Origin of the sequence: Martelella sp. UBA3392, assembly GCF_002358775.1 — a bacterium.
Taxonomy (GTDB): domain Bacteria; phylum Pseudomonadota; class Alphaproteobacteria; order Rhizobiales; family Rhizobiaceae; genus Martelella; species Martelella mediterranea.
In genome coordinates, this window is record NZ_DEPM01000054.1 from 9430 (window position 1) to 21375 (window position 11946).

Sequence of the window (11946 nt, forward strand, 5' to 3'; positions counted from 1 at the left end):
AGCCGCCACAAACCGATTGCGCCCAAAAGGATGAGGAGGGCCGGCGCGCCCCACAGAAGCCAAGTATGCGGCGAAAAACGGGGCTTCAGCAGAACAAACTCGCCATAGCGCGAAACGACATAGTCGATGACCTCGTCGTCGCTGTCGCCTTCTGCCAGCCGGTCGCGCACCAGCAGACGCAGATCGCGCGCGAGATCGGCATTGGAATCGTCGATGGACTGATTCTGGCAGACCATGCAGCGAAGCTCCGCGGAAATCTCCCGCGCCCGCGCCTCGAGCGCAGGGTCGCTCAGCATCTCATCCGGCTCGACTGCGGCGGCACAGATCGGGAGCAGTACGGCCAGAAGCAAAACGGCAACCCGCATCATTCGGCCGCTCCCATGGCTTGCGCTGGCTGCGTTCTTTTCTTGCTCAGCGCCGGCGCGCCAATCCGCAAGCGTCGATCGGAAAGCGAGACGACCCCGCCGGTGGCCATCAGCACGAATCCAAGCCAGATGCACAGAATGAAGGGCTTCCACCACACCCGCACGACCCAGGCTCCACCCTGACGCGGATCACCAAGGGAAATATAAAGCTGGCTGAGACCGAAGGTCCTGATGCCCGCCTCGGTCGTCGGCGTATTGCTCGAAGGGTAGAGCCGTTTGGCCGAATGCACCACGCCGGACGCCGCCCCGTTCGCGCTGATCGCAAATGTCCCGCGTTCATCGGTGTAGTTGGGCCCGCGTACGGTCTCGACACCCTCGAAGGTGACCGTATAGCCGCTCAGCGCGACCTCGGAACCTGGCGTCATCTCCAGCACTGCTTCCGTTTCGTAAAGCGAAACCGCCAGTATGCCCAACACACTCACGCCGAGGCCGAAATGCGCAAGCGCCGCGCCGAAGGCCGAGCGCGGCAGGCCCTTGAAACGCGGCCATGCCTTCGAAAACGGCAGGCGGACAAACCCCGAGCGGGTCCAGAGGTCCGAGAGCGCTCCGAAGATAAGCCAGAACGCGATGGTAATCCCGGGTACGGCCAGAACCGGTCCGCCTTCATGGAAGTAAACAAAAGCTGCGGCGAAGATCAGCGCCAGGATCGCCGCGACCATGAGACGCTCCGACGCAGCCTTCAGGTCTCCTCTTTTCCACGAAAGCATCGGCCCGAAGGGTACGGCAAGCAGCAACGGGATCATCAACAGCCCGAAGGTCAGGTTGAAGAACGGCGGGCCTACCGAGATTTTCTCACCGGTCAGCGTTTCCAGAAACAGCGGATAAAGCGTTCCGATCAGCACCGTGCCGGCGGCGACAGTCAGAATCAGGTTATTGAAGACCAAGGCGCCTTCCCGCGAGATCGGCGAGAACAGGCCTCCGGCGCGCAAAAGCGGCACCCTCAAGGCAAACAGCGTCAGCGCACCGCCAATGAAGAAGGCAAGGATGGCCAGAATGAAAACGCCGCGCGTCGGGTCCGTCGCAAACGCATGAACCGAGGTGAGCACGCCGGAGCGGACGAGAAACGTTCCGAGAAGCGAAAGCGAGAATGTCAGGATCGACAGGAGCACGGTCCAGATTTTCAGCGCCTCGCGCTTCTCCATCACCAGAGCCGAGTGCAGCAGCGCCGTGCCCGCCAGCCACGGCATGAAGGACGCATTTTCCACCGGATCCCAGAACCACCATCCGCCCCAGCCAAGCTCATAATAGGCCCAGTAGGAGCCCATCGCGATGCCGGCGGTCAGGAACAGCCAGGCAAGCAGCGCCCATGGCCGCACCCAAAGCGCCCAGGCCGAATCGATCCGGCCGCTGACAAGCGCTGCGACCGCGAACGAAAAACAGACCGAAAAGCCGACATAGCCCAGATAAAGAAGCGGCGGATGAATGGCGAGGCCGATATCCTGCAGGATCGGATTGAGTTCCCGACCCTCTGCGGGGACGGGGAAAACGCGGCTGAACGGATTGGAGGTAAGGAGAATGAAAAGGATGAAAGCCGTGGCGATCAAGGCCTGGATGGAAAGTACATTGGCCCGAAGATCGGCGGGCAGATTGCGCCCGAAAGCTGCCACCAGCGCGCTGAAGAACGTCAAAATCAGCAGCCACAGCAGCATGGAGCCTTCATGATTGCCCCACACGCCCGAGAACTTGTAGATCAGCGGCATCAGCGAATGCGAGTTTTCCCATACATTGCGCACGGAAAAATCCGAGAGCAAATAACTCCTGATCAGAATGATGAATGCCAACGCCACCAGCGCGAAAAGGGTCAGGGAGCCGCTGCGCGCAACGCCCATCAAGGCCATGTTCTGCATCCGTGCGCCCACAAGCGGCAGCGTCGCCGTCAGAAAGGCAACCGCCAGAGCGAGGATCAGAGCATAAAGTCCGAGTTCAACGGTCAAGGCGTCCCGCCCTCCTCACCTTCCCATACCCCTTCGGCTTTCAGACGGTCGGCGACTTCCTTGGGCATGTAATTCTCGTCATGTTTGGCAAGCACGGTGTCGGCGCGGAAAATCCCGTCCGGTCCCATCCGTCCTTCAGTCACCACGCCCTGCCCTTCGCGGAAAAGATCAGGCAGAATGCCCGCGTAGCGCACTTCCACGGAAGAGTTCCCGTCGGTAACCGCAAAGGCAACACCCGCTCCTTCCGCACCCCGGACCGAACCGTCCTCAACGAGACCGCCAAGCCGTATTCGCGTTTCGGGGCCGACGGGGTTTTCGGCAAAATCAGATGGCATGAAAAAATAGGAGACGCTGCGGCTCAGCGCAAAAAGCACAAGGAGAACCGCGATCGCGATAAAACCCACCCCGCCGCCGATAACGGCGAGCCTTTTTTGCTTGCGCGTCATGATTTCCCCCCCGAAAGCGCAAGTTCTGTCGCAAGCTGCTCAAGCTGCTGGCCGGCCGCGCTCTCCGCCCCGAAATAGGCCAGCGCGGCATCGAGCGCCGCATTGGCATCATCCTCCCGCCCCAGCACGGCGTAGGAGCGGATCAACCGCATCCAGCCTTCAATATCGTCAGGCTCCTGTTCAAGGCGTTGCGCCAGCCCCGAGACCATGCCCTCCACCATTTCGGCGCGCTGCTGCAGCGACAGCGAGGCCGCCGCCTCGATGTCCTGCTGATCGGGTCCGAACGCCGGCGCGCCCGCCTGCGCCAACCGGCCTCGATTAAAGGCAATGTGCCGCTCGATCACATCGCGTCCGGTGGCGTTCTCCGGCATTTTTTCCAGCAAGGCGTCGAATCGATCGAGCGCGGCCTGATGGTTCCCAGCCTGCTCGTCCGCCAGCGCAATATAATAACCGGCCCTGATATTATCCGGCGACAACGCCTCGACCTCTCGAAACGCCTCAAGCGCCTCGTCATTAACGAAACCCGATTCGAGCGACACAAGCGTCTCGCCCAGCCCCATAAGTCGCTCCGGGCTCGGGCCGGAAATCCTTATGGCATTGGCATAGGCTTCATAAGCGCGATCAAGCCTGTTTTCGCGCAAATAGACCGGCGCGATCACGTCCCACCCCCGGCCGTCTTCGGGATTTTGCGCGAGATGCCGTTCGACCTGCGCGACAAGGACCGCAAGCTCCGGATTCTCCGAATTGAGGCGAGCCGACAACGGATAATCCTTCGCACCGGGCGCGCCCAGGAGGGGATAGGCAACACCCGCCAAAATCAGCGCAGCAAATACGATTGTCGCCGTCGCGATACGGTAGCGCGAGGCAACGCCGCGCAGCATCGCGGCTCTGTCCGCCGCCTTGGTTTCCGAGGCCATCAGCCTTCGCCCGATTTCCGCACGGGACGAAAGATAGGCATTCTCGTCGATAAGGCCGTCTCGCCGTTCCCGCTCAAGTTCTTTCAGTTGGGCACGATAAACCGGGTCCGGCCCGGCGGCGACAGTATCTGCCCTCGCATCCCGCCGGAACAACGGTACGGCAACCGCAAAAGCCGCGGCAAGCGTCAGGACAATGGCGGCAAGCGCGAATATCATGTCGTCTTCGTACGCCACCACCGCGAAAATTCCAACAGTTCAAAACACCAGCCGGCAAACCTGCCTCAAAACGTCGCACTTCGGCTGGCCGTCTCGCAAGGCACGGCTGTGTTAATCGAGCAGGCTCCACGAACCGGCGGCTTCGCGGCAGGCGGCTCCTCGACCGACAAATTCACGGCCATCGGCCACAATACGCTGCGTATATTGCCGGCAATTCTGATCGCCGACCTGATACGGGCTTGCCGCAGTCACAGAGCCGCGCGCGCCCTCTCCCTGCCAGTTGACGGCTTCGCCCGCCGGCGCCGCCGCCAGGGCGTATTGCTCGGCCTGAAGCGCTTTGGCTTGATCGAAAGAAGACAGTGTAATTCCGGCCCTCTGCACCAAACCACCATTCAGCGCCGCCGACTGTGCGCCTGCCGGCGCCGACACCGGCTGAGGAGCGACTGACGCTCCCCCGCCGCCGGTCGCCGAACAGCCTGAGATCACGAGGACGACAGCAATCAATTGCCAATTTCGTATCACGAGTTTTCCCGTCATATTGTTTTGCGTCATCAAAGAAAGCCTTGGGCAGGAAGAATGGTTCCCCGATCCACAGCGCTCCCGCAATATTGTCGCTAAGCACAGAATGTGGCCATAATTCGCATGCGGGGTTGCGATCAACTATTTCCTGCTTTTGGCCGGAAGAACAACGCGCGCGTGCAGGCCGGAACGCTCAAGGCCGGTCAGTTCGAAACGACCGCCATAGGCCTGCACGATGTCATCGACGATCGACAGACCAAGGCCGGAGCCCGCCCCGCTCTCATCCAGCCTGTTGCCGCGCTTCATTGCCCTTCGGATTTCATCGGGCGTCAGGCCCGGCCCGTCATCCTTCACAATGATCTCGGCCCACTCTCCAGCCACGCCGGCATCCGCCCTCCGTTGCGCGGTTACATGAACTTCGCTCTCGGCGAATCGAGCGGCATTTTCCAGCAGGTTGCCGACGACCTCCTCAAGGTCGTGCTGCTCGGTTGCCAGAAGAAGACCTGGCTCGCATGTCAGCACGAAGGATTTCTCCGGGTTCAGCCGCCGCATCACCCGCACAAGCCGTTCAAGCACCGGCTCCGCCTCACACCGCGTCAGGACCGATTCGGTCTGGGCAGCGATGCGCGCCCGGTTCAGATAGGCCTGAACCTGGGCCTGCATCATCACCACCTGCGAAGCAACAAGCTTTCCTTCCTTCTCGGCCATGCCCTGGGCCTCGTTCAAAAGCACTGCAATCGGCGTCTTCAGCGAGTGCGCGAGATTGCCGACCTGCATCCGCGCCCGCTCCACGATTGCCCTGTTGTCTGCCAGCAAGGCATTGATTTCATCGGCAAGCGGTTGAATCTCCACCGGAAACTGCCCGCGCATTTCGCCCTCGCCCTCCTCTGAAATATGGCGCAAGGCCACACGCGCACGGTCGAGCGGGCGCAGCGCCCACAAAATGATGAGGCCATTGAGGAGAATGCTCGCAATCCCGAAAAGGGCGAGCGCGATGTAGAGCCGCTGCGAAAACCAGCGCACGTCATTGTCAACCGCATCGCGATTGCCCGACACCCGGATCCGGGTTGCCCGGTCCTTCTCGTCCATCACAACAACGGTTTCAATAACCGCCAGATCATTGTTGTTATCGTCGCGCACGATATAGGTGCGGCGATAATTGCCGTCATAAGGAACTTCGCTCTCCGGGGTCACCGGCAGGTCTTGCGCGCCGAGAGAGGGCGATTGCAGCGACTGCTTCGACTTGTCGTAAAGGGGATCGACAACCCAGTACCAGCCGGTTTGGGGTTGCTGATAGTTCAGATTGCCAAGCTGCGGAGATCCCTTGAGCTCGCCCTGCTCGTCAATCGATACCGAGTTGATGACATTGAACATTTCGGCTTGCAGAAGCTGCCGGAAGCCGCGCTCCGCAGCATTGCGATAGAGCGCTGAAATCACGACCGCGATCACAAGAAGCGCGATCGCAAACCATGCGGTCGTCAGCGCCAGCGAACGCAGCGTGAGGGAATTCGCAAACCTCATCCCGGCGCCTGCATGCGATAGCCGAGGCCGCGCACCGTCTCGATCCAGTCAGCCCCAATCTTCTTCCGAAGTCTGCCAACAAAAACCTCGATCGTATTGGAATCTCGATCGAAATCCTGATCGTAAAGATGTTCGGTCAGTTCCGTCCGCGAGACCACCTCCCCCTGGTGATGCATCAGGTAAGACAGCAACCGGTATTCGTGCGAGGTCAGCCTCAGTATCTCGCCGTCGAGCGTGGCCTTTGACGCCTTGACGTCCAGTTCGATCGGGCCGCACGTGATCGTCGCCGCGGCATGGCCGGCGGCGCGGCGGATCAGCGCCCTGATGCGCGCCATCACTTCTTCGATGTGAAACGGCTTGGTGACGTAATCATCGGCGCCGGCATCGATCCCGGCCACCTTGTCGCTCCAGCGGTCGCGCGCCGTCAGGATAAGAACCGGCATGTTGCGCCCTGCCTGCCGCCATTTGTCGAGCACGGTCACGCCATCCATCTGGGGCAGACCGATATCGAGTATGACCGCGTCATAAGGTTCGGTCTCGCCCAAAAAATGGCCTTCCTCACCGTCATAGGCGCAGTCGACTACATAGTCTGAGTCCCGCAACATCTGGGCGAGTTGGCGGTTCAGGTTCTCGTCATCTTCGATCAGCAGAATTCGCATTTCAGTTGTCCGCTCTTGCAGGCGCCGGCCTGACAGACTTCAGCTTGCCGGAACGCGGCGGGTGATCTTGCGCGGCGGTGTGCCGTCGCTGGCCGGAACGATCACCGTTACCAGGCACATATTCGGATCGTCCGGCGCGGGCAGAGCGGAAAGCAGATCGCCGCCCGTGCTGGCCGCGACCTGGCGTGCCGCGTTGGCACAACTGGCTGCACCGGCCGCTCCACTGTTTCCGCCCAGCAACATGCCGGTCAGCACCAGAATATATATAGGTTTCAACGACATCAAATCTTCTTCTTCGCCATCCTGCGCACCATTCGCAAGTTCTTATAAAGATACGTGGCTGAACTCCAAATGAATAGCCCCGTCGAAACGCTTGCAATCTTAATTTCAGCAAATTCGAAAATGGTGTCCTGGCCGGAGCCCAAGGCCCCGACCAGTCTTCGTGGTGGTAACGATTTCGAGCTAACGGCTCAGGGACGACTTCGCCGAAATCCGCCCGAACAGCGCGAGCAGCCCGCCTGCCGCCCCGGCGATCGTGGTGATCGAAGCCGCCAGTTCGCTCTGCGTACCGTCATCGATATAGATTCCGCCAAGCTGTAGCAGCGGCGCGGCGACCGCCAGCAAAGCGCCCCAAACGGTCTTGGAGAGATACCATTTCTTCACATCCATAGCATTTTCCTTTCTGTCAGTTGGGAAGGGTTATTTCTTCTGTCAGCGGAATGCCGAGCGGCACCTTGCGGCCGAGCTGGCAAAGCCTGACCGTCATCGCGCCGGCCAGCGTCCCGAAGTCGTCCGCTTGGTCGCTCGCCGCATACAGGAATTCCGGAACGCCCATCTCGATACGCCGTACCATTGTCGCACCGTCGAACACCTCGAGCCGGTAGCGCTCGACATCCTCGTCGAGCGGTATCTCGGCCGCCGCCCAGTCATCCGCGTCGAGCCGTGACCGTCTGATCCAGCTGAAATGAATGTCCCCGGAGGTCAGCCGCCGCGCGCGCAGATGAACCGGCGCAAGCGGCGTCTCCGCCCGCAAACCGCCGGCGAAGACGTAAGGCCCCTTCGAATCCTGCTGCCCATAGGCCGCCTCGATCACATAATTGCGCGCAAGACCGATATGACGGGCGCTCAGGCCGACAGGGATCACCGCATCGCCCAGAACAACCGCGTCATTGCCGGCCAAGGCGCCGGCCATCATGGCATCTTCGGTCCCGTGCAGCCCCCGCAGCAGACCAGTGAGCCGCCAGCGCCCCGCGGCTATCTCGAAGGCGTTGAGGAAACCGATAATCTCGAAAACGCCGTTTTCGGCCCGAACCGCGATCCGGTTGGCGCCGCTCAACACAGCGTCTTTCGAAGCCGAGGAAAGGCCGCCAAAATCGAGGTCGATGACCAGATCCTCGGAGAAGTCAAACCGCCCGCTCACGCCAGGCGACAGCGCCTCGGCCAGGCGCGCGGTTCCTGCCGGCCGCTCCACCACAACATTGGCTCCATACCCTTCCGAAGTGGCGGACGAGGATACGAAAATGCGACGCCATGGCCTCGCATACGCCGCTATACGAGCAAAGCTCTCCGCCGCGCCGCCGCCGTCGCGGGCGAGATCCAGAAAGATCACGCGTGGGGCAAATCCGCCGGACGCATCCTCGTGAACCCGCCCCCGGTCCACCGGCAGGAACCGCGCGCCCGCGAGCGGCGCAAAGGAGCGCGCCTCAAGCTTCAGGGTCTCGCCAAGCTCGGCGCGCGTGACCATGAATCGACCAGCCGGCCCGTCACTGACACGCACGACATCGCCCACTTCCAAGCCACGCTGCTGAGGAGACAGATCGATCGAGAGCGTGCGCACCGCAATCCGGTTCTCCCGCAGCATGTCGCCCGCCAGCGCCAGCGCTGTGGTTTCCGGCAGAACCGTGGGCAGCGCATAGCGCAACACCCGATCATTGACCGCGACAACGCGGCTGGAACGCACATTCGCCTGCTCATAATCGGTGAAAGGGTCGAAATAGGAAACCACCGCCTCGCCGGCGAGATCGCTCTCATGGCTGCGTGTTTCCCTGAAGCGGCCGGCGTCCTCGCGCTCCGCCGTTACGTCGATCGTCGCAGGCGGCAGGCTCGCCTTGAGCCGGGAGCGGAACTGCAGCACGCCATCACGCTCGATCGTATCGGCGGAATACAGCGAAAGTAGCGGCTCCAGCAGATTTCGGGCGCTGTCGATATCGGCCTGCTGATAGCCCGTCAGGTCACCGTTCAAAAGCCGCACGTCGCACTCGTGGAAACCGTGGTCGGCCAAAAGCGCGCGCACCGTGTCGGCAAGCGTCGTCGCCCCAAGCCGTCCGTTCAGCCAATGGCCGGTCGTCCAGTTGGCGCCGTCGGTCCACAGATCGGAATTTTGCGGGAAGGCGGGATAAGGCCTGATATCCCAGCACCAGAGAAAAATATGCCCGTAATCGACGGGCGTCTCCACGGTTTCGAACCGGGAAAGCTGCGTCTCCAGAAACCGGCGTTGCTCGGCATCCGACCGTTGTCCACTCGAAAAATACGGAAACGCCGATTCCGCCGATTTCGGATCGGCGAACACATTCGGCTGGCCGGCACCCTTGTCGACAGCCGCACAGCCGAGTTCGGAAAACCAGATCGGCTTCGACATCGGAACCCAGGCCGTCGGCGTCGGCGATTCCGCCCCGCCGACGCGGTTATAATGCGGGTTCGCCCACCAGTTCTGGATGTCCTTGTAGCGATAGACCCAGGGTTTGCCGGCTAAACCGTCGGTGATCGGCGTACGAATACGCGCCGCCCGATCCGCATCGCTGGCATAGTACCAATCATAGCCCTCACCACCGGCAACCTGTCCCCAAAAGCCATCCGGATCGTTCGCGACCTTGAAGCCATCCGGGTTTTCGGCACCCAGATCGCTGTCGCGCCAGTCCGAAATCGGCATATAATTATCGATGCTGACCGCCGCGATATTGTGGTTCGCCCAAAGGGGATCGAGATTGAAATAGACATCGCCGCTGCCATCTGCGGGATGATAGCCGAAATATTCGCTCCAGTCGGCGGCATAAGTCACCCGCGCGCCAAGCCCCAGGACAGAGCGCACATCGGCCGCAAGTGCGATCAGCCCTTCCACGAAGGGGAAGGCATCGCTCCCGTCACGCACGGAGGTCAGTCCCCTCATCTCGGAGCCGATAATGAACCCGTCCACGCCCCCCGCGGCCCGTGCCAGATGCGCGTAGTGCAGAATGAACCGGCGATAGCCCTTGTCATCGCCGGTAAAATTCACCCCGCCGCCGAAGGTGTTGAACTGATGGTTTTCCGCCGTCCCCAGAAACGCCTCCACCTGGCTTCGGGCCGAGGCGCTGCGGTCGGTGGTGCCGGGGCGGCCCGGTGCGGGATGGCAGCTTATCCGCCCGCGCCAGGGGTAGCGCGGCTGCTCGGATCCGCCATGCGGGTCGGGCAGACCGTTGCTCGCCGGCACATCCATCATCAAAAACGGATATAGATAGACCTCGATGCCGCGCGCCTTCAGATCGGCGATCGCCGCGATCAGCCCTTCATCATTGGGCGTGCCGCCATAGGCCGGACCGCCATCATGCGTGGAGACGATATGCGCCTGGCCGCGGGCAATGCCCGAGACCCGCCAGGGCGTGCTCTCTTCCTTGCGGAATGGCGTTTCCACGCCCGGCTCGATCCGGCATTCCCCTGCCCTCAGGTCAGAGCCGAACCACGCCACCACCAGCGCCACCCGCTCCAGATTGGGGCACAGCGCCATCAATTCGTCGATCGAGGCTTCCCAGTCGGTCGCGCGCGTCAACGTGTTTCGGTTCATGATCCGCTGCTGGCCGCTACCCAGCGCCTCGGTCACGGGAAACGGGCAAAGCCCATGCTCCGTCGCCCCCGGAATGATCGCGAGCGCCCGGATCTGGCTTTCCAGCGAACCCGCCGGTTTCAGCACCTCGAACTGGATCACCGGTATCCGGTTGCCGAACGTGTCCAGCGGCAGGCGCTCGAACACGACATAGCAAAGCCCCCGATAGGCCGGGGCATTGCCGGCCCCCTGCTTGGCCTCGATCAGCGGATCGGGCAACTGGCTATCCGAGCCGGGGTAAAACCGCATTTCGATATTGGCGAGATCGAGTTCACGACCGTCCGCCCACACGCGCCGGATCGCCGCCACCGGCCCCTCGCAGAGGCCATAGGCAAAGTTCCCGAAATAGGCGAAGCTCTCGACCGTCGATCCTGCGGCCTTGCCGCCGGTGCGCTCCTCGGTGACTTCCTCTTCGAACCGCGTTGCCCAGATCAGCGTTCCGCCGATGCGCGAGGTGCCGTAAACCCTGGGTATCGCAGCACCTTCCTCCGCGCCGCCAATACGCGCGCTTGAAAGATGGCTACCCTTTACCTTTTGCCCGCCGGAAAAGATAAGGCCGTCCAGCGCGTTGCCGGCGAGCGCGCCGAGCGCCCGGCCGGCAACCGCACCAAACGGGCCGAGCAGCCCTCCGAATACGGCGCCGGCCGCCTGAAACACGAGTGTTGCCATGCTGAAACCTCAATCTCGATCGGGAAAGCGGAACACGCCCGCGACCTTGCGCCGCCATGCGGGAACAAGGGCGGAGCGGATCACGCCCGCCTGTTCGTAGGCATGAATGAAATGATCGGGACCGCACAGAATGCCGGCATGCTTGGCCGAAAACTGCGCCCGCCAGCGAAACAGAAGAATATCGCCCGGCTGCATCTCGTCGATCGCGACCGCCGGTCCGCAATGGCGAAGCGCCGCGTCAAGCAGCCGCTCCTCGTTGCTACGCTCCGCCCAATCAGCGGCATAGGGCGTTGCCGGCTCAGGCGCCGAACCATAGAGCTCCCGCCAGACGCCGCGTACCAGCCCGAGGCAATCGCATCCAAGGCCGCATTCGCTTGCCTGGTGGCGATAGGGCGTCCCGAGCCACTTTTCGGCCGCTGCCACGGCCGAGTCTCCAAGCACCGTCATTTGTAGAGCGCCCGGCCGTCATGCTCGCTCTCGCCATTCACATAGGAATAGGCGAAGTCCGCGCCCGGCATATGGGGGAACCCCCGGAAATTGAGATGATTGCCGAACTTCGCCTTGCAGGTGGAAAACGACTTGTCGCAACCTGCCGTCAGCCGCACCGTATCGCCGATCGCCGGCGCCGCCTCCAGCGGAAGCCAGAGCTCCAGCCGCATCGCCCCGCCCGCACCCTGATTGGTCTCGATATCCGCTTTCGTGCCGGCAAGCGCCCCGCTCTCGAACGACAGAACGCCAAACGAAAAGAAACCCGCGGCGAATTCTCCGCCGACCGATACCGTCA

Annotated in this window: 12 protein-coding genes; all 12 read right to left on the reverse strand. The window is 62.0% G+C overall.

Going from position 1 to position 11946, the window contains the following annotated elements:
• Positions 1–368, reverse strand: a 368-nt coding sequence (locus B4E36_RS04045) for a cytochrome c-type biogenesis protein (RefSeq protein WP_345900008.1), incomplete at its 3' end; no start/stop codon positions are given.
• Entirely contained in the window at positions 365–2359 is a 1995-nt protein-coding gene (locus B4E36_RS04050; RefSeq protein WP_292054538.1) for a heme lyase CcmF/NrfE family subunit, read from the reverse strand. The genes B4E36_RS04045 and B4E36_RS04050, both read right to left, overlap by 4 nt.
• Complete coding sequence (gene ccmE, locus B4E36_RS04055) at positions 2356–2805, reverse strand: cytochrome c maturation protein CcmE (RefSeq protein WP_345900009.1); 450 nt, start codon at positions 2803–2805, stop codon at positions 2356–2358. The genes B4E36_RS04050 and ccmE overlap by 4 nt, the downstream gene beginning before the upstream one ends.
• Entirely contained in the window at positions 2802–3956 is a 1155-nt protein-coding gene (gene ccmI, locus B4E36_RS04060; protein ID WP_345900010.1) for a c-type cytochrome biogenesis protein CcmI, read from the reverse strand. Before ccmI ends, ccmE begins: the two co-directional genes overlap by 4 nt.
• Positions 3957–4049: 93 nt before the next feature.
• Positions 4050–4490, reverse strand: a complete 441-nt coding sequence (locus B4E36_RS04065) for a hypothetical protein (RefSeq protein WP_292054546.1) — start codon at positions 4488–4490, stop codon at positions 4050–4052.
• 108 nt (positions 4491–4598) lie between these two features.
• Positions 4599–5978 carry a sensor histidine kinase gene (locus B4E36_RS04070; RefSeq protein WP_292054548.1) on the reverse strand — a complete coding sequence of 460 codons (1380 nt, stop codon included), beginning with the start codon at positions 5976–5978 and terminating at the stop codon, positions 4599–4601.
• On the reverse strand, positions 5975–6637 hold the full coding sequence (locus tag B4E36_RS04075; RefSeq protein WP_018066597.1) for a response regulator transcription factor: 663 nt from the start codon (positions 6635–6637) through the stop codon (positions 5975–5977). Before B4E36_RS04075 ends, B4E36_RS04070 begins: the two co-directional genes overlap by 4 nt.
• 39 nt (positions 6638–6676) lie before the next feature.
• Positions 6677–6922, reverse strand: a complete 246-nt coding sequence (locus B4E36_RS04080; protein WP_345900011.1) for a hypothetical protein — start codon at positions 6920–6922, stop codon at positions 6677–6679.
• Between the two features lie 177 nt (positions 6923–7099).
• A complete protein-coding gene (locus tag B4E36_RS04085) occupies positions 7100–7306 on the reverse strand; it encodes a hypothetical protein (protein WP_292054553.1) in 207 nt (68 codons plus the stop codon).
• Between the two features lie 16 nt (positions 7307–7322).
• The gene (locus B4E36_RS04090) at positions 7323–11162 is read right to left on the reverse strand and encodes a baseplate multidomain protein megatron (protein ID WP_345900012.1); all 3840 of its coding nucleotides are present in this window, start codon (positions 11160–11162) and stop codon (positions 7323–7325) included.
• Positions 11163–11171: 9 nt separating this feature from the next.
• A complete protein-coding gene (locus B4E36_RS04095; RefSeq protein ID WP_292054558.1) occupies positions 11172–11609 on the reverse strand; it encodes an NlpC/P60 family protein in 438 nt (145 codons plus the stop codon).
• On the reverse strand, positions 11606–11946 hold a 341-nt coding region (locus B4E36_RS04100; RefSeq protein ID WP_345900013.1), incomplete at its 5' end, for a phage BR0599 family protein. The genes B4E36_RS04100 and B4E36_RS04095, both read right to left, overlap by 4 nt.